16 protein-coding genes are annotated in these 17,206 nt (G+C 65.1%); 10 read left to right on the plus strand and 6 right to left on the minus strand.

Annotation, left to right across the window (positions count from 1 at the left end):
- Nucleotides 1-112: 112 nt before the first annotated feature.
- Genes C1706_RS05995 through C1706_RS06015 form a run of 5 tightly spaced genes read left to right on the plus strand, consistent with a single transcriptional unit; the run spans nt 113 to nt 5,317 of the window.
- Nucleotides 113-1,387 carry an ABC transporter substrate-binding protein gene (locus tag C1706_RS05995; RefSeq protein ID WP_129458309.1) on the plus strand — a complete coding sequence of 425 codons (1,275 nt, stop codon included), beginning with the start codon at nt 113-115 and terminating at the stop codon, nt 1,385-1,387.
- 2 nt (nt 1,388-1,389) lie between these two features.
- On the plus strand, nt 1,390-2,304 hold the full coding sequence (locus tag C1706_RS06000) for a carbohydrate ABC transporter permease (protein ID WP_129458310.1): 915 nt from the start codon (nt 1,390-1,392) through the stop codon (nt 2,302-2,304).
- Nucleotides 2,304-3,131, plus strand: coding sequence for a carbohydrate ABC transporter permease (locus tag C1706_RS06005; protein WP_129458311.1), 828 nt, complete (start codon nt 2,304-2,306; stop codon nt 3,129-3,131). The genes C1706_RS06000 and C1706_RS06005 overlap by 1 nt, the downstream gene beginning before the upstream one ends.
- A gap of 36 nt (nt 3,132-3,167) precedes the next feature.
- Nucleotides 3,168-4,085 (plus strand): ABC transporter ATP-binding protein, encoded by a 918-nt coding sequence (locus C1706_RS06010; RefSeq protein ID WP_206660999.1) that lies wholly within the window; start codon nt 3,168-3,170, stop codon nt 4,083-4,085.
- On the plus strand, nt 4,082-5,317 hold the full coding sequence (locus tag C1706_RS06015; RefSeq protein ID WP_129458313.1) for an ABC transporter permease: 1,236 nt from the start codon (nt 4,082-4,084) through the stop codon (nt 5,315-5,317). The genes C1706_RS06010 and C1706_RS06015 overlap by 4 nt, the downstream gene beginning before the upstream one ends.
- 100 nt (nt 5,318-5,417) lie before the next feature.
- Here the strand turns inward: C1706_RS06015 and C1706_RS06020 are convergent, their stop codons facing one another.
- Nucleotides 5,418-5,960 carry a YceI family protein gene (locus C1706_RS06020; RefSeq protein WP_129458314.1) on the minus strand — a complete coding sequence of 181 codons (543 nt, stop codon included), beginning with the start codon at nt 5,958-5,960 and terminating at the stop codon, nt 5,418-5,420.
- Nucleotides 5,961-6,157: 197 nt separating this feature from the next.
- Between C1706_RS06020 and C1706_RS06025 the strand changes: the two genes are divergently transcribed.
- On the plus strand, nt 6,158-7,441 hold the full coding sequence (locus C1706_RS06025; protein ID WP_129458315.1) for a citrate synthase: 1,284 nt from the start codon (nt 6,158-6,160) through the stop codon (nt 7,439-7,441).
- 79 nt (nt 7,442-7,520) lie between these two features.
- Here the strand turns inward: C1706_RS06025 and C1706_RS06030 are convergent, their stop codons facing one another.
- Nucleotides 7,521-8,036, minus strand: a complete 516-nt coding sequence (locus C1706_RS06030; RefSeq protein ID WP_164987455.1) for a GNAT family N-acetyltransferase — start codon at nt 8,034-8,036, stop codon at nt 7,521-7,523.
- 17 nt (nt 8,037-8,053) lie between these two features.
- Here C1706_RS06030 and C1706_RS06035 point away from each other — a divergent pair, with 17 nt between their 5' ends.
- The 4 genes from C1706_RS06035 to C1706_RS06050 are packed head-to-tail and all read left to right on the plus strand — an operon-like array spanning nt 8,054 to nt 11,526.
- Entirely contained in the window at nt 8,054-9,394 is a 1,341-nt protein-coding gene (locus C1706_RS06035) for an aminotransferase-like domain-containing protein (RefSeq protein WP_241653461.1), read from the plus strand.
- Nucleotides 9,395-9,413: 19 nt separating this feature from the next.
- Nucleotides 9,414-10,394 carry a D-alanine--D-alanine ligase family protein gene (locus C1706_RS06040; RefSeq protein WP_129458318.1) on the plus strand — a complete coding sequence of 327 codons (981 nt, stop codon included), beginning with the start codon at nt 9,414-9,416 and terminating at the stop codon, nt 10,392-10,394.
- Nucleotides 10,391-11,146 (plus strand): SURF1 family protein, encoded by a 756-nt coding sequence (locus tag C1706_RS06045; RefSeq protein WP_129458319.1) that lies wholly within the window; start codon nt 10,391-10,393, stop codon nt 11,144-11,146. The genes C1706_RS06040 and C1706_RS06045 overlap by 4 nt, the downstream gene beginning before the upstream one ends.
- Nucleotides 11,143-11,526, plus strand: coding sequence for a DUF3817 domain-containing protein (locus tag C1706_RS06050; RefSeq protein ID WP_129458320.1), 384 nt, complete (start codon nt 11,143-11,145; stop codon nt 11,524-11,526). The genes C1706_RS06045 and C1706_RS06050 overlap by 4 nt, the downstream gene beginning before the upstream one ends.
- A gap of 615 nt (nt 11,527-12,141) precedes the next feature.
- On the opposite strand, the gene C1706_RS06055 is transcribed toward C1706_RS06050, so the two are convergent.
- The 4 genes from C1706_RS06055 to C1706_RS06075 all read right to left on the minus strand — a co-directional run bounded on the left by C1706_RS06055 (nt 12,142) and on the right by C1706_RS06075 (nt 17,178).
- On the minus strand, nt 12,142-13,101 hold the full coding sequence (locus C1706_RS06055) for a ParB/RepB/Spo0J family partition protein (protein WP_129458321.1): 960 nt from the start codon (nt 13,099-13,101) through the stop codon (nt 12,142-12,144).
- Between the two features lie 19 nt (nt 13,102-13,120).
- On the minus strand, nt 13,121-13,966 hold the full coding sequence (locus tag C1706_RS06060; protein ID WP_431830688.1) for a ParA family protein: 846 nt from the start codon (nt 13,964-13,966) through the stop codon (nt 13,121-13,123).
- Between the two features lie 2,006 nt (nt 13,967-15,972).
- Nucleotides 15,973-16,614 carry a 16S rRNA (guanine(527)-N(7))-methyltransferase RsmG gene (rsmG, locus tag C1706_RS06070; RefSeq protein ID WP_129458323.1) on the minus strand — a complete coding sequence of 214 codons (642 nt, stop codon included), beginning with the start codon at nt 16,612-16,614 and terminating at the stop codon, nt 15,973-15,975.
- Nucleotides 16,615-16,617: 3 nt separating this feature from the next.
- Nucleotides 16,618-17,178 carry a Jag family protein gene (locus tag C1706_RS06075; RefSeq protein WP_129458324.1) on the minus strand — a complete coding sequence of 187 codons (561 nt, stop codon included), beginning with the start codon at nt 17,176-17,178 and terminating at the stop codon, nt 16,618-16,620.
- Nucleotides 17,179-17,206 lie beyond the last annotated feature (28 nt).

Raw genomic sequence — 17,206 nt, forward strand, 5'->3', positions numbered from 1 at the left:
AGAAGGCCATTCGCCAGGCCCGCGCCAGGATGCTCGACACGACAGTCCCACCCTGCGAACACTCGGCGATAGCGCTCGCGTCAACCACTTGCGGGTAACTATGCTCACGCGCATGACACTCTCGCGACGCACCCTGTTCACCGTCGGTGGTGGGCTCACGGCAACCGCAGCCCTCACCGCGTGCGGCTCCAACACCGGTCGGTCCGCCGCCCCCAGCGCAGGCGCCTCTGGTGCGCGGCCCACCCTCGCGAGTTGGTACCACAAGTACGGCGAGGACGGCGTGGAAGCTGCGCTGAAGAAGTGGGCCAGTGAGTACACCAGCGCCACGATTGACGTGAACGTCGTGGCCGCTGACTACGAGAGGGCCCTTTCTGCCGCCCTGCTGACCCCGACCGCTCCCGACGTCTTCGAGTACGCCAATGGCCCCACACTGGACATGATCAAAGCGGGGCAGGTGGCCGACGTCACCGACGCTGTCGGCGCCGCTCGTTCCCAGTTCACCCCGACGGTTTTGGCGCGGATGACCTACCAGGACAAGATCTGGGCCGTCCCGCAAACGGTCGACATGCAACTTCTCTATTATCGAAAGTCTGTGCTGGCCGCGAAAGGTCTGCAACCTCCGTCGACACTCGAAGAGCTCACGCATGTGGCGAACAGCGTCGCCACCCCGGAAATGGGCGGCTTCTTCGCGGGTCAAGATGGCGGCGTCGGCGTCCTGGGGCTGCTCTTGATCTGGGCGGCTGGATTGTCCGAGCTCAACCCCGCCAACACGGCAGCAACGTTCAACGATCCCGCCTTGTATGCGTCGGTCGCCCAATACAAAACGCTGTTCGACTCGCCCGGTATGGTGAAATCTGCCTCCGCCGACTGGTCGGACGCCTCGCCCTTCATCAATGGCGAAACCGCCCTGCAATGGGGCGGGCTCTGGGACCTGACGAAGGTTCTGGCCGCACATGGCGACGATGTCGGCGTGCTCCCCTTCCCCGCGGCGGGAACAGGCGGCACGAAGGTCGTCCCCTTCGGGGCGTTCAGCGCCTGCGTTTCCGCGCAAAGCGCGAATCTCACGGTCGCCAAGAACTACGTGAAGTGGCTGTGGGTCGATTCCGACGATCGCCAGGTCGAGTTCAGCAACGCTTTCGGCGTCCACCTGCCCGCCAAGCCCGCCCTCCTGCCGCGAGCCACGAAAGTAGCGGCAGGGCCTGGTCAGGATGCCGCCTCGTTCGTGACCGATTTTGGACGCGCCAACGCCCTATTTTGGACGTCCGCTTCCGGGGACGCCTATGCGACCGCCTTGTCGAACGTCGTGAAGAACGGCGCCGACCCGGCGACCGAGTTCGGTGCAGCCGCCTCCAAGGTGAACGCCGAACTCGCCCGCGTCAACGACTAGGGATGCGTCACTCACACGCGGGTTCCTCGCTGGCCCGCGGTAACCGGCGCTGGTTTTGGGTGTTCGTCACTCCGTTCCTCGCTGGACTGATCGTGTTCGTCTACGTGCCGATGCTGTGGAGTCTGTGGCTGTCGTTGTTCGACGCGCGCAACACCGTCACCCCCACGTCGTTCGTCGGGCTCAGCAACTACGCGTACCTGCTGGGCGATCGGATGTTTCAGCAGTCGCTGGTCACCTTCGTGCTCTTCGCGCTGTTCATCGTTCCTTTGACGTTCGCGTGTTCGCTAGGCCTCGCGCTGCTCTTGCAGCGCATCACGGTGGCCCGCGCGTTTTTCCGCTCGGTGTTCTTCCTCCCGACCGCCGTCAGTTATGTCATCGCGTCGATGGTGTGGCGGATGTCCTTCTTCAACGGGGCCCGTTTCGGCTTGGCCAACACGCTGCTCAGCGCGTTCGGCCTCGCGCCCGTGAACTGGCTGGGCGGGGAGAACACCTGGTATTGGTTCGTGCTCGTGACGCTGCGGCTGTGGCTTCAGGTCGGCTTCTACATGATCTTGTTCATCGCCGGGCTGAACCGGATCGATCCGGAACTCTATGAGGCTGCCGAACTGGACGGGGCGGGCGCCTGGGCGCGGTTCCGGTTCGTCACCTGGCCGCTCTTGCGTCCGACGTCGGTGGCGGTGTCCATGCTGCTGGCCTTCAACGCGTTCCAGGCCTTCGACGAGTTCTACAACACCCTCACCACCGCGAGCGGCTATCCGCCTTATGCCCGGCCTCCCCTGGTGTACCTGTATCTGGTGACGTTCGGTTCCGGCAGTCAGGATCTCGGCATCGGCTCGGCCGGAACCATGATCGTGACCCTGGTCATCGTGGCGTTCTCGCTCCTGCAGAACCGTTTGCTCGCGATCGGCAGCCGCTGATGAACCGTCGACCCCGCGCTCACGTGGGCGCCTACCTGGCGGCCTCACTGCTCGCCGTCGTTTTCCTGCTGCCCTTCTATGTCATCGCCCGCAACGCGTTTTCCACGCAGCAGGCCGTCGTGGCGCCCGTATGGCGCTGGTGGCCGGACGCCCTCAACGGGGCCACCGTGACGGCCGTGCTCGGGGATCCGAGTCTGGGGATCCTGCCCGCCTTGGTCACGTCCCTGGTGGTGTCCACCGTGCAGACTGCCGCCACCCTCGTCATCTCGCTGATGGCCGGATACGCGCTGGCGCGCTGGAGCACGACGGCGTCCCGCATCATCCTCGGGATGACGGTGTTCACGTTGATGGTTCCCGCCATGGTGACGTTCATTCCCACCTTCGTCATGGTCAGTTCGCTGGGCTGGATCAGCACCTATCGCGGGTTGATCGTGCCCGTGGTGTTCTCGGCGTTCGCGACGTTCCTGTTCCGGCAGGGGTTCGTTGACTTCCCCCAGGAGTTGGAGGAGGCCGCCGCGCTGGATGGGGCCAACACCTGGACGACGCTGTGGCGGATCGTCGTCCCCAACGCGGGCAGCAGCATTGCTGCGGTCGGCACCATCACGTTCATCGGCGCCTGGAACGCGTTCCTGTGGCCGCTGCTCATCGCCCAAGACCCGCAGTTGCGCACCATTCAGGTGGTGCTGAGCCAGTTCATGACCAGTCAGGGCACCCGCTACCCGGAAATGTTCACCGGCGCCCTCATCGGGATCATTCCCGTCTTGCTGGTGTTCTTGTTCCTGCAGCGGTGGCTCGTCCAGGGAGTTGAGGCATCGGGTCTGCGCTAGCCCGGGGCGTTGGATCGCCATGCTTGGATGGTGGGCATGACGAGCCCGTCGGTGATCGAGGTCCGGAACTTCTCCATGGTGCTCGGAGGCAAGCAGATCGTGGACGATCTCAGCTTCGAGGTGGGTCGCGGCGAGACGTTCGGGCTGCTGGGGAGCAACGGGTCCGGTAAGACGACGACGCTGCGCGCCCTCCTGGGCATTTACACCCCCACGAGCGGAGAACTGCTCGTCAACGGGGCCCCCTTCAACCCCGCGACCAGTGGCCCGCTGGGGTACCTCCCCGAAGAGCGGGGTCTGTATCGCAAGGAGAAGGTCATTGACGTCATGACCTACTTCGGGCAACTCAAGGGCATGGCGCGCACCGCGGCGGCCTTGTGGTCGATGGGTTTCTTGCGCAGGGTCGGCCTCGAAGACCACGCCCGCGTCCGCTTGGACAAGCTCTCGGGGGGCCAGCAGCAGAAGGTGCAGGTCGGCGTCACGGTCATGAACAATCCCGACATCGTGATCCTTGATGAGCCGACCAAGGGGTTCGACCCGATCAACCGTCGGCTGTTGCTCGACATCGTCGAAGACCAGCGACGCGCGGGAGCAACCATCGTGATGGTCACGCACCAGATGGAGGAGGTCGAGCGGCTGTGTGACCGCGTCCTGCTCTTGAAGGACGGCCGCGCCGAGGCCTACGGGACGGTGGAAGCGGTGCGCGAGTCCTACGGCGGCCACATGGTGCGCGTGCAGTATTCGGGGACGCTGCCCCCACCGCAGGGGTGGCAGGTGGTCACGGCTGAGCGGAACTACGCCGAGTTCGCGCTCGCCGATGGCACCGACGATCAACGCGTCCTGCGGACTCTGATGGACGCGGGGGTCACCGTCCATCGCTTCGATGCGACGACCGCCAGCATGGAGCAGGTTTTCTTGAGCATCTACGGCCACGCCCCCGAGGAGGCCAGCGCATGAACTCGCACAACTTTGGCACGGTCCTCGCGTTCGAGTTGCGACGCACCTTGTTGCGCCCGATCTACTGGCTGACGACGCTAAGCGTCCCTGTGCTGATGGCGCTCATCATGGCGTTGTCGTTCTTCAGCAGTTCCTCGGCGGCTGACCGCGCCAGCCAGGCCAGCGACGGGATCACGTTCCAGTACTCCGACGCGTCGGGCATCGTCCTGCCCGATGTCGCAACCCGACTCGGCGGCACCCTGACTGCCGCCCCTGCCGGCGCCGAGCAGGCCGTCCACGCGGGCACCTTGGACGCCTACATCGCGGTCCCCGCCCATCCGGGAACCGACCCTGTGCGCGTCGTCGCCCGCGACGAGGGCCTGCTCAACACGAGTCAGTGGTACTCGTTGGGGCGCCGGCTGGTGTCCGATTCAGCCGCCGCCCGGCTGGGCGATGATCGCCTGGTGTCGCTCACCCGTGACGTCCCTATGACGCTGGAGACGTGGAAGGACGGCCAACGCAGCACGGGGTTGTCGGGGGCGATCATCCCCGCCTTCTTCTTGATCCTGCTGTACGCGGCGATCTTGATGCTGGGTCAGCAAATGCTCAACATCACCGTGGAGGAGAAGGAGAACCGCGTCACGGAGATGATCTTGACCACGATCCGCCCGCGGGTGTTGATCTTGGCCAAGATCACGGCGGTCATCATCGCCGGGCTGGTTCAGGCGGCCGTCTTTGTGGTTCCTGCGCTCGTCTGGTTGGGCAGCACGGGTGGTCGTCTCATGGGCGGGGCATCCAGTTCGCCCCTCGCTGTGGCCGAGGTGACGCTTGATCCGTTCACCATCACGGTGGCCGCGCTGCTGTTCGTGGGCGGGTTTGGCATGTTCACCGCGTTGTTGGTGGCGATCGGATCGGTGGCGCCGACGGTCAAGGACGCAAGTTCTGCTTTCGGCGGCCTGGTACTGGTCATGTTCCTGCCGCTGTATGTCATGCCCTTGGTGGCCGGAGACCCCGGCTCGCCCTTGACGCAGGTCTTGACCTATTTCCCGCTCACCGCGCCGATTGCCGCGCAGGTGCGCAACGCGACGGGAACGCTCAGCATCCCCGAGGCGGTCGCGGCCGTTGTCATTTTGTACGCGACAACGGCGGCATTGCTGTGGGTGGCGGTCCGCCTGTTCGGGGCTGGTTCGATCTCTTACAACGCGAGGCTTCGGCTGTCGGCGCTGCGGCGTCCGCGTGCCGACGCCGCGTGAGCGTGGGCTGACGCCGCCCCGGCGTCCCAGGGCATGACTGAGGGCCGGTCGCGATGACCGGCCCTCAGGGACGTGCTCGACGCGTCAGCGTCGCGGGGGATCAAGCCTTGATGGCCGAGACCTCGAACTCGAGGACGACCTTGTCGGCGACCAGGAAGCCGCCGGTCTCCAGGGCGGCGTTCCAGGTGAGGCCGAAGTCGGAGCGGTTGACCGTGGCGGAGCCCTCGAAGCCGACGCGCGTGTTGCCGAAGGGGTCCTTGGCTTCGCCGGTGAACTCGAACGGGATCGCGATGGACTTCGTGACGCCGTGGATCGTGAGGTCACCGGTCACGGTGACGGTCTCGTCGGCGACGGCGAAGTCGGTGGCCTTGAAGGTGATGGTGGGGTAGGTCTCGACGTCCAGGAAGTCGCCGGAGCGGACGTGGTTGTCGCGGTCCTCGTTGCGGGTGGAGATGCTGGCCGCCTGAATGGTGACCTCGAGGCTGGAGGTGGACGGGTTGGCGCCGTCGACCGTGGCCGTGCCGGAGAAGTCGCTGAAAGAGCCGCGCACCTTGGTCACCATGGCGTGACGGGTGACGAAACCGATCTCGCTGTGGCTCGGGTCGAGCGTGAAGGTTCCCTTGAGTTCGTTGAGCTGGGTCATGCTGGTTCTCCTTGGTCGGGGCTGGACCCTTCCAGACTAGGAAGCGTCCGTGCTGCGTTACAGGCATTACTGTAGACCCGTCTAGTTGAACTGTCAACCAAAGCGTGTTCGTTCACTCTTCCCCAGTCGATGTAGGGTGACCGCAACTGGCACGCGTTCCCTAGCTGCGCCACGACACGGTCTCAAGGAGGAGTTCTATGCCGGATCCTGCAACCCTCAATACGGGGGAGAACAACCTGGAACTGCCGTTCGTTCAAGCCACACAGGGCAACAACGGCTACGACATCAGCAAGCTGCTGGCCGCCACGGGTGACACCACCTACGACGTCGGCTTCGCGAACACTGCTGTCTGCAAGTCCGCCATCACCTACATCGATGGCGAGGCGGGCATCCTCCACTACCGGGGCTACCCGATCGAGCAACTGGCGGAGAAGTCCACCTTCATGGAGACGTCCTACCTGGTGCTGTACGGCGAACTGCCGACCGCCGAAGAACTGGCGACGTTCACCGAGAAGATCTCGCGGCACATGGTCATCGATGAGCGGCTGCGTGAACTGTTCCGCATCTTCCCGCGCCGCTCGCACCCCATGCCCGTCTTGTCGGCCGCGATCACAGCGCTGTCGACGTTCTCGCGCGACACCATCGGTTTCGAGCCCGACCAGATCGAGGCGGCCACCCATCAGTTGATGGCGAAGGTACCCACGCTGGCGGCCTACTCGTTCAAGAACTCGACCGGCTCCCCCACGCTGTGGCCGGACTACAGCCTGTCCTACATCGAGAACTTCATCCGCATGTCGTTTGGCACCGTCACCGAGCCCTACCAGTTCGACGACGCCATCACGCGCGCCCTCGACGTCTTGCTCATCCTGCACGCCGATCACGAACAGAACTGTTCGACGTCGACCGTGCGCTTGGTGGGCAGTTCCCAGGCCAACATTTACGCCTCGGTCTCGGCAGGCGTCCACGCTCTGTCCGGCCCGCTCCACGGCGGGGCGAACCAGGCCGTGTTGGAGATGCTGCGCTCGATCCGCGATGACGGCGTCAGCGTCCAGGACTACCTGAACAAGGTCAAGAACCGTTCCGATCTCACCAAGCTGATGGGCTTCGGGCACCGGATCTACAAGAACTACGATCCGCGCGCGGCCATTATCAAGAAGCACGCCGACGCCATCCTCAAGGCCCGGGGCGGCACCGATCAGCTGCTCGATATCGCCCTCGAACTTGAAGAGGCCGCGTTGTCGGACGACTACTTCGTCGAGCGCAAGCTGTACCCGAACGTCGACTTCTACACCGGCCTGATCTATCAGGCGATGGGGTTCCCGGTCGAGATGTTCACGGTGCTGTTTGCTCTGGGACGCCTCCCCGGCTGGATCGCCCAGTGGCGCGAGATGGTCTCGGATCCGACGAACAAGATCGGCCGTCCGCGGCAGATCTACGTGGGTCACACCCAGCGCGACTATGTGCCGGTGACCGAGCGGTAGAGCTCAGACGAGGCGGCGTGGGCCCTGGTGACGCGATCGCCCGGGTCCACGCGCGTCTCCGCCTCCTGGCCGCCCCCCCTTACTCGGAGGGGTCGTGGATGGATCGTCCGGCCGGGGCGGGGCGGCGTCCGGGCCACAGGCGTTCGACCCACCCCATGACCTGTCGCGCCGCCCGGGCGACCCAGGTGGTCCGCCACAGATCGAGCCGCCATTGGGCGCCGGGAACGGACTCGACGAAACCCACGGCGTCCAGGAAGCCCGCCGGGAGGTGTCGGCAATCGGGGACGCCATGCGTCCCACCGGACACCAGGTAGCGGACGCGTTCCGGCGCCACTACCGCGGCCACCTTCTGCACGAGCTGGCTGCCGACGAGTTCGCCCACATGCTCGGGGCTCACCCACAACTGGGTGATGACGACGGAGGACTGCGGATAGAACCCGCCCAGTTCGTCGGACGCCGAGCAGGCGAGCAGCCCCACCACCTCGTCGTCGCGCAGCACTTTGAAGCCGAACGACGACCTGGGCGCTCCGCGACCGCACCACGGACAGACCACGGTGGCGAAGTCGTGGCTGTCCAGCGCAATCAGCGACCTCATGGGCCACCTCCTTTGGACTGCCCCCGCTCTGGTGGGAGACTGAGACGGTGAGCTCCCTCGAACCTTCCCGCCGCGACACGCGGCTGGACTCGTACATCGACCAGTATGCAGACCGCACGGCATCCATGACCGTGTCTGCAGTTCGAGCTCTCTTCTCCGTCGCTAACCGCCCCGAGGTTGTGTCGTTGGCTGGCGGTATGCCGAACATTGCGGATCTCCCCCTCAAAGACTTGGGTGCGTCCTTCGACCAGCTCATCCAGACCAAGGGCATCCAGGCGATGCAGTACGGCTCGGGGCAGGGCGAGTTGTTCATGCGCGAGCACATCGTTGACGTGATGGCGGAGGAGGCAGTTCACGCGAACGCCGACGATGTCGTCATCACGTGTGGCTCTCAGCAGGCACTGGATCTCGTCACCCGAATCTTCGTCAATCCGGGCGACGTCGTGTTGTGCGAGGCGCCCAGCTATGTCGGGGCACTGGGCACCTTCAACGCCTATCAGGCCGACATTCATCACGTCGCGATGGACGAGCATGGGCTCATCCCGAGCGCGATTCGGGACGCGGTCACCGCGCTGCGGGCCGCTGGGAAGCACGTCAAGTTCCTCTACACGATCCCGAACTTCAATAACCCCACCGGGATCACGCAGCCGGTGGAACGCCGCAAGGAGATCCTCGCGGTCGCCCAAGAGCTCAGCCTGCTGATCGTGGAGGACAACCCGTACGGGCTGTTGACGATCGAGGGCGAACCGCTGCCGGCCCTGCGATCCATGGATCCTGGCGTCATCTATCTGGGGTCGTTCAGCAAGACGTTCGCCCCCGGGTTCCGGATCGGTTGGGTTCTCGCGCCGCACGCCGTCCGTGAGCGCCTCGTCATCGCACAAGAGGCCGCCGTCTTGTCGCCGCCGGTGTTCAGCCAGTTCGCGATCGCGAACTACCTGGAGAACTTTGATTGGCGCGCCCAGATCGTCAACTTCCGGGAGATGTATCGCGCCCGCCGCGATGCAACGTTGCAAGGGCTGGCCGATCACATGCCGCCCACCGCCACGTGGACCCATCCCACGGGTGGCTTCTTCGTGTGGCTCACCCTGCCGGAGGGGCTCGACTCTCAAGCGCTCCTGGCCCGCGCGGTGAATGAGCGCGTCGCTTACGTGCCAGGCAACGCCTTTTATGCCGACGGCTTCGGCAGCCGCAACATGCGTTTGTCCTACTGCTTCCCCACCCCGGAGCGGATCTACGAGGGGACGCGCCGCCTCGGCAAGGTGATCCGCGACGAGTTGGAGATGCGGGAGACGTTTGGCCTGCCCGCCACGGACACGCCCCACACGCCGGTGATCGGACCGGCCCCCGACCTGAGCTGAACGAGGAAGCGAGAGCATCGTGTCGAACAACGTCATCGTCTTGGCAGGCGGCCTCTCTCACGAAAGGGACGTCTCTCTGCGTTCCGGACGCCGGGTGGCACAGGCCCTGCGGGAAACCGGCCACACGGTGGTGGAGGCGGACATCAACGCGTCCCTGATCGACACCATCGCGTCGCTGGATGAGCCCGTCGTGTTTCCGGTGCTGCATGGTGGCGCCGGCGAGGACGGGGCTCTGCGTGAGGTGTTCGATCTTTTGGACATCGCCTATGTCGGGTCGACAGGGTCGGCGTCCCGGATCGCGTTCGACAAGGCCGTCATGACCCCAACGGTTGCTGCCGCAGGGATCGCGACGCCGCAGCAGTCGGCGCTGCCGACCGACATGTTCCGCGAGTTGGGCGCAGGGAACCTCGTGGGCGCACTCGCCACCAAGATCGGCTTCCCGATGATGGTCAAACCCGCCCGCAGCGGTTCGGCTCTTGGGAGCGCCAAGGTCGATGACGCCAGCGCGCTGCCTGCGGCTGTGGTGGGCGCCTTCAGCTACGGCGATGTGGCTATCGTCGCGGAGTTCATCGAGGGCACCGAGGTGGCTGTCTCGGTCATCGACCTGGGGGATGGCCCCGTCGCGTTGCCCGCGGTCGAGATTCGCCCCAGTTCGGGGGTGTACGACTACACCGCGCGCTACACCGCAGGGGCCACCCGCTTCTTGGCTCCGGCACCCATGGACGCCGACGTTGCGGCTGCCTGCGCTCAGATGGCGCTCAGCGCGCATCGCGCCTTGGGTCTGCGGGATCTGTCCCGCACGGACATGATTGTCCGCGACGGGGTCCCCTATTTCCTTGAGGTGAACGTCGCACCCGGCATGACGGAGACGTCCCTGCTTCCGCTCGCGATTGAGGCATCCAGCGCTCGGTTTGCTGATGTCTGCGCTGCGCTGGTCGGGGTCGCTCGAGCGCGGTCCTTCGGCGAGGACGGCGTCGCTGACGGAGATGCGTCTGCATGAGCACTCGTCTGAAGCAGGTCCTGATCGTGAGCGTCGGCGCACTGGCCGCCGTGGTCATGATCGTCCTGGGCCTGTGGCAGATGCAGGTGTTCGTGGACAAAGGCAATCGCTCCGTGGAGGATCGGGCCGCGCAACCCGCTGTACCGCTGATGGATCACGTCGCTACCGATGGCGCCGTGGGCGATATCTACGGCAAGCAGGTCACCTTCACTGGCGACTATCTCCCCGATCAGACGATCTTGATCCCCACGGGTGAAGGGGTGCGCGTCCTGACAGCGGTGCGACTGTCCGATGGCCGGGTCTTGCCCGTCGTGCGGGGGCTGAGTGGCGCTCAGGAACAGTTCGTTACTCCCCCGGCGGGTACGGTCACCGAGACGGGGCTGTTCCTGCCTGGTGAGGGTGACCCCGATGGAGTCGTGCCGGATGGAACGCTGAGGAGCGTCAGGATGCCGTTGCTGGCTCAGCAGTGGCCCCAACAACTGATTCCGGGGTTTGTGACGCTCACCGCGGAGGAGTCTGCCGCCCAGGGTATGCGTCATGCACCAGTGAGCTTGCCCTCCGGCGAAGGCTCGGCCCGCAACAGCGGGTACGCCCTGCAATGGTGGGTTTTCGCCGCGTTTGCCCTCGGTATGGCCATCAAGTTGGCCCACAGTCTTGGAGCAAGGCAGCGCACCCTGGAGGAGGGCGTCACCCTCCCTCATGACGACGAGGTGGCGGTCGACGCGACCACGACAAAGGAGCAGAACCTATGAGCATGTCGGTCGACGACACCCCGCTTGAGCCCGAGGACGTCCCGGGGATCAAGAGCGCGCTGCTGCGCTACCGGTTGATGGCGTGGATCGTCGGGGTGCTGCTGGTCGTCCTCGTCGTGATCGGCATGCCGTTGAAGTACTTCGGTGGCAACGACCTCGTGGTCACTGTCGTTGGTTCGCCTCACGGCTGGCTCTACATGATCCTGCTCATCACCGCCTACGATCTTGGACGCCGAGTGAAGTGGCCCTGGATGCGGCTTCTCCTCATCGCCCTGGGCGGGACCGTGCCGTTCATGTCCTTCGTGGCGGAATACTACGCCACCAAGGACGTCAAGCATCGCCTCGCCGCCGTGGAGGAGGGGGCACCGGAGGTGTCCTGAGGGGCGCCTTCACCCCTGGCCCCTGGCCCCTCGCCCAGCACCTTCACCTCTCGGCTCTCGGCTCTCGGCCGAACTTGAGCAGGTTCTAGCCGACCTCTCCGTGAGCCAGGACCTCCCCCCAAATTTCGGCCCCCTTCCGCAAGGCCACGGTTCCCCCCCCCGAGCACGCGTGGGATCCCCCGCGGGACTGTCGCAGGACGCCTGGTCGCCAGCGACGCCTCCTCACCCGACAAGGCCTCATTGGCGGTCCTGCAGGAGCAGGGCCACGCAGCACACATGGTTTGCTGGATTCCCTGAGAAGGGGTGCCGCTCCCCGCGCCCACCTCAAAAGAGAGGAATGCAAGCCGCTGGAAAGACCAACACCCCGGCGGCCTCAGCGAGCGACACAGGCGCCCTGAACGAGTCATATGAGGGGCGTCGTGTTACGCGCTGTCGGGACTATCGAAGGCCCAGGCCCAGGCCCACTGACCGCAGGCGAACGTGGACCCTCCGCGCAGGCGTGGATCGTGCGCACGTGCATGGAGTCCGGTGAGGCGACCACGTCACCCAGGGTCTCGATCGCGGCACGGGTGGCCAAACCACTACATCAGTTTAGCCCGAAATATATTTGTCGCTTTATTGCTCAGTCGCTACACCCTCACGTAGGACGACCAGGATCCTGTCGAGGTCATCCTCCCCGGCGAACTCGATCGTGATCTTGCCCTTGTTGCGGCCGATCTGGACGTTGACGCGGGTATCGAGGCTGTCGGTGAGCGATTGCGTGAGTGCCGTGGCGCGAGGTGAGGGCTCGCGCGTAGCGGGTGAACGTCGCCGACGCGTTTCGCTGTGCTGCGTCAAGGCGATGATCTCTTCGACCGTCCTTACGCTAAGGCCCTCTGCGACGATGCGTTGAGCGAGACGCTCCTGCTCGACCGGATCGGACAAGGTGAGCAATGCGCGTGCGTGCCCTGCCGACAACACCCCCGCCGCGACGCGGCGTTGGACGGGCGCCGGGAGCCGGAGAAGACGGATGGTGTTGGAGATTTGGGGGCGCGAACGCTTGATCCGAGTGGCGAGTTCATCCTGGGTGCAGCCGAAGTCGTCCAGCATCTGCTGGTAGGCCGCCGCCTCTTCGAGGGGATTCAACTGGACACGGTGGAGGTTTTCGAGGAGCGCGTCGCGCAGGAGGTCGTGATCAGCCGTTTCGCGGACGATGGCGGGGATGACCGACCGGCCCGCCGCCTTGGTGGCGCGCAGCCTCCGCTCCCCCATGACAAGTTCGTAGCCCTGACCAAGGGGTCGCACGACGATGGGTTGCAGGAGTCCGACCTCGGAAATGGACTCCACCAGCTCAGCAAGCTCCTCGTCATCGAAGTATTGACGTGGCTGCTTTGGATTGGTGGTGATGCTCGCGACGGGGATCTCCGCGAATGACGATCCCTGCGGGGCCGCGACGAGCTCCGGGGCTCCGGAAGTCTGTGCGACCTCCGTCCTGGGCTCATCCGTTCGCTCATCGGTATTTGATTCTGGCCCCGTGGGGCGGATGAGGTCTCCTAGACCACGCCCCAGGCCAGTTCGCTGCCGCGGTGCCGCCATGACTTCTCCTTTGTTGTGGTCAGATCGTTGGCGTGACGCCACGCGCGGCGATCTCCTCGGCCGCTCGGACGTAGGCCTGCGCGCCGACGGATGAGTAGTGATAGGTCAAGACCGTCTGCCCAAACGAAGGCGCCTCGGCGATCCGCACCGATCGCGGGATCACCGTCTCCAACGTCTCACGTTCAAAGTGCGTCCTGACTTCTTGGGCCACCTGGTTAGCGAGGTTCGTTCGGGCATCGAACATCGTCAAGAGGACAGTAGAGAGAGTCAGATCGTCATTCAATCTGCCCTTGACTAGGTCAATCGTTCGCAGTAGCTGGGTTACTCCCTCCAGTGCGTAGTACTCACACTGGATGGGGATCAACAGTTCCTGTGCGGCCACGAGGGCATTGAGGGTGAGGAGCCCGAGCGATGGGGGGCAGTCGATGATGACGTAGTCGACGTAGTAGTCGCGGAAGAAGTGGTGTAGCGCCGTGCGCAAGCGCGTTTCACGTGAAACGGCTGCGACCAGTCCGATCTCAGCTCCGGCCAGGTCGATCGACGCGGGAAGTACCCACAATCCGGGTACCTCCGGACACCGCATGACCGCGTCAATGATCGGGAGTTGATCGACGAGGACCTCATAGGTCCCGATCGTGCCCTCCTCATGGGGGACATTCAGAGCCGTGGACGCATTCCCCTGCGGATCAACATCGATCACCAGGACGCGCAGCCCACCCTCCGCAAGCGCTGCGGCAATGTTGACCGCAGTGGTCGTCTTGCCGACGCCGCCCTTCTGGTTTGCAACGACCATGATTCGTGGCGAATCAGGATGCGGCAGTGAGCCCGTTTCACGTGAAACATCGACGGACAGATCATCCGGCACATCAGGACGAAAAGGCTCGTCGTCCGGCGTCAGGAGAACCCTGCGCGGTCTCGTTACGGAATCAGGCACGATGAAGACTCCTCATTGGCGACTGCTGAACGAGTCTAACCCGCGCATCCGACAAGAAGCCCCTGCGAACGCGCTTCCAGCGCGTCGATTCTGCACCTCAGTCGGGATTTCCCCTGAACTCTCGACGCGGGGTAGAGACCCAGCGCGCATCGGTAGATCAAGGGGGATGCGGACCAGGGGACTCTCGCTTCCACCAGCGCTCGGGACGAGGCATGAAGCTGGGTCCTCCCCTACCGAGGGCAGTGGGCCGGATGATCGCTCCGCCGAAACGCCCAACGTTTCACGTGAAACATCAGCCCCGAAAGGGCCGCCCCCCCCCCCACGGATCAGCCTCGAAACCTCGGCAACGCAACCCGAGCGACCAGGACCCAAAACCACGGGCACCACCGGAAGCACCGAAGGGCTTCGCGGCCGACATATCGGGCCCCGCCAGCAAACACCACAGCCCCCTCACCGCGCGCACTCCCTAGGCGAAGGCCCCAGCTCCACCTAGAGCCCTCGGGCACCTCTGACAGCGGGGGCTGCGAACCGGTGGATCCACCTCATGGGAGGTGAGTGAACTCCCCAACGCCCGAAGTCTTGCACCCGACAACCTGACTACCGGCAGCCCGGCACCCGCTCTTGCGATACCCCCAACCGTGACCCCAGCACGCGCAACACGGAACCCGACAAGCCCAGGCACCCCGCAACCCAGCACCAGCACCAGCACCAGCACCAGCACCAGCACCAGCACCAGCACCAGCACCAGCACCAGCACCAGCACAACATATCCCGTGCCCGTGACTCGCACCCGGCACCCCGCATTGGGCACCCCGCACCGAAAAGTCCACACCTGGCAGCCCGTAGCCCGTAGCCCGCAGCCCGCAGCCCGCAGCCACATCATCACCGCATCACACTTGAGTGGAAGGCCGCCAAGCACCACAAGGCCAGGACTGCAAAGCAGCCACCGGAACGTCGCCCCCGACAATCACTCCACTCCCGACGGTGACTCCCAGACAACAAGCCTCACCCGACACCCCCAGCCCCCGAGGCGGGCGGCAGAAGCCAGAAGCACCATACGAGCAGCCATGAGAGCAACGCCACAAGTGCACACTAAAGCGACAGACGACGACCCCCGGCGGTAGCGCTGGATAGCACTCGCGAGCGGCCGCTCACAGCGACGCCGGTATGCTCACGACTTGATCGTCACGAAGCGCCCAGGCGCCGGACAACTCAGCGCCCCAGCTGCCTTCGCGACGATGAGCCCCTCTGACCCATAAAGCGACGGTGGCGAGGTAGGCAGCGGCACGGCCAAGCGCGCCCCAGCGCCGCGCAAGGCAAGCTCGCTCCGCAACACCAACAGAGACAGCCCAAAGCCGGATAGGGAGATCACATCCCTCTTTATCGACTTACCGTCTTATTGTTCTATCTCGTTAGCGATACGCGGTCGCACCCTAAGGAAACCCCGGAGGAAGATCCCCACCATTATCGGCCTGGCCATCCAACACACAGAAGTCATCTCGGCCCCCCTAACGTGAGGGTGTGCCCCACCCCACGCCGGGTGAACTCCTCCATAGCTAGGGGCACTCACCCGCGTGACGCGGTGCGCTCTCCCGCAGACACCACTCCCACTGCGGCACTGCGAAAACCCCCACCCCCAAGCAGGAACGCGGATTCATGTAAACCTCGTCCGTATGTGCAGCCTCAGCCCCATCGCGGGCCTCCCTATCGCGGGCCTCGTCCCACACTGCGGCGCCTAGGGCGACAAACCACAGAGGGTGGCATCGGGCCCCGACCTTCGCCGCGTCCAGCCCGCCCCTGGCGGACCCGGCGGCAGCCCGAGGAGATTCCCATGGAGTTCCGAACCGGCGTCCGCACCGGCGGCGAGCAACCCGCGAGAGAAACCACCCCCGGGCGCGTCACGAAGGCACGCAAGGCCTACGAAGAACTCCGAGCGGTCAGCGAGCGTCGCGCTGGCACAACACCAGCCAGGTGGGCTCTGCGCCCGGGTAGGCCACCTCTTGATGCACGGACGCCTTCAAAGCCCGCTTACGCAGGACGCCACGAGCATCATCGACCTCTTGTTGAGCGGAGGAGCCCTTCAACGCCACGATGCGTCCCTCGCGCCCCATGAGCGGCTCACACCATTGCACCAGCTTTGCCAGGGCCGCCACGGCTCGCGACGTGACGACGTCGTAGCGACCACGGTGGACCAGCGGATCGTGGTCCGACGCCTGTGAGGCCCTGCCGCGCACCACCGTGACGCGCTCAGCCAGCCCAACCTCCGCAACCACCTCGCTGAGGAACGTGGCGCGTCGCTGCAGGGGCTCCAGCAGGGTCACCTGAAGGTCCGGACGAGCGATAGCCAGGGGAATGCCCGGAAGGCCCGCCCCAGACCCCACATCGACCACACAAGCCCCCTGAGGCACCAAAGCGGATACGGCCACACTGTTCAGGACGTGACGCTCCCAGATCCGCTCCACCTCGCGAGGCCCGATCAGCCCCCACTCGACCCCGCGCGTCGTCAGCAGATGCGCGTAGGCGGACGCCATCGCGGCGTCCGCCCCAAAGAGGTCACCGGCGACCGCCGGCATCTCCATCGCTTAGGCCTTCGGCAGCACGACCACGCGCCGACGGGGCTCCTCGCCCTCCGACTCGCTCGACAACCCGGCCGCAGCGACAGAGTCGTGAACGATCTTGCGCTGATACGGGTTCATGGGGCTCAAACGCACCGGCTCGCCGGAGTTCTGCACGTCAGCGATCGCGTCGGCGGCGAGATCCTGGAGCTGGCGACGCTGCTTGTCCCGATACCCGGCGATGTCGAGCATCAGGCGGCTGCGGTGACCGGTCTCGGTCATGACCGCCAGGCGCGCCAACTCCTGCAGCGCGTCCAGGACCTCGCCCTCCTTGCCGACCAGGACATCGCCATCCGTGATGACGGAGACGTGAGCCCGGCCGGACTCGTTGAACGTGTCGATGTCCCCATCGAGATCCGCGATGTCGAGCAGTTCCTCCAAGTAGTCCGCTGCGATCTCGCCCTCGTTGTTCAGGGCCTCCTCGCGCTTGCTCACCTTGGGGGCGTCCGCGTCCTCGTCGACGGGCTCTTCGATCGCGACATCCTCGGCCTCGACGACCTCGGACACGACGGATTGATCCTCACTCATGTTCGCTCATTTCCTCGTGGGGGAGGGT

It is taken from the genome of Propioniciclava flava, assembly GCF_004126535.1.
Classification (GTDB): Bacteria; Actinomycetota; Actinomycetes; order Propionibacteriales; family Propionibacteriaceae; genus Propioniciclava; species Propioniciclava flava.

What these genes read in the sequence shown, in the direction of transcription:
- C1706_RS05995 (WP_129458309.1), top strand. Translation starts at nt 113, where the DNA reads ATGACACTCTCGCGACGCACCCTGTTCACCGTCGGTGGTGGGCTCACG.
- C1706_RS06000 (WP_129458310.1), top strand. Translation starts at nt 1,390, where the DNA reads ATGCGTCACTCACACGCGGGTTCCTCGCTGGCCCGCGGTAACCGGCGC.
- C1706_RS06005 (WP_129458311.1), top strand. Translation starts at nt 2,304, where the DNA reads ATGAACCGTCGACCCCGCGCTCACGTGGGCGCCTACCTGGCGGCCTCA.
- C1706_RS06010 (WP_206660999.1), top strand. Translation starts at nt 3,168, where the DNA reads ATGACGAGCCCGTCGGTGATCGAGGTCCGGAACTTCTCCATGGTGCTC.
- C1706_RS06015 (WP_129458313.1), top strand. Translation starts at nt 4,082, where the DNA reads ATGAACTCGCACAACTTTGGCACGGTCCTCGCGTTCGAGTTGCGACGC.
- C1706_RS06020 (WP_129458314.1), bottom strand. Translation starts at nt 5,960, where the DNA reads ATGACCCAGCTCAACGAACTCAAGGGAACCTTCACGCTCGACCCGAGC.
- C1706_RS06025 (WP_129458315.1), top strand. Translation starts at nt 6,158, where the DNA reads ATGCCGGATCCTGCAACCCTCAATACGGGGGAGAACAACCTGGAACTG.
- C1706_RS06030 (WP_164987455.1), bottom strand. Translation starts at nt 8,036, where the DNA reads ATGAGGTCGCTGATTGCGCTGGACAGCCACGACTTCGCCACCGTGGTC.
- C1706_RS06045 (WP_129458319.1), top strand. Translation starts at nt 10,391, where the DNA reads ATGAGCACTCGTCTGAAGCAGGTCCTGATCGTGAGCGTCGGCGCACTG.
- C1706_RS06050 (WP_129458320.1), top strand. Translation starts at nt 11,143, where the DNA reads ATGAGCATGTCGGTCGACGACACCCCGCTTGAGCCCGAGGACGTCCCG.
- C1706_RS06055 (WP_129458321.1), bottom strand. Translation starts at nt 13,101, where the DNA reads ATGGCGGCACCGCGGCAGCGAACTGGCCTGGGGCGTGGTCTAGGAGAC.
- rsmG (WP_129458323.1), bottom strand. Translation starts at nt 16,614, where the DNA reads ATGGAGATGCCGGCGGTCGCCGGTGACCTCTTTGGGGCGGACGCCGCG.
- C1706_RS06075 (WP_129458324.1), bottom strand. Translation starts at nt 17,178, where the DNA reads ATGAGTGAGGATCAATCCGTCGTGTCCGAGGTCGTCGAGGCCGAGGAT.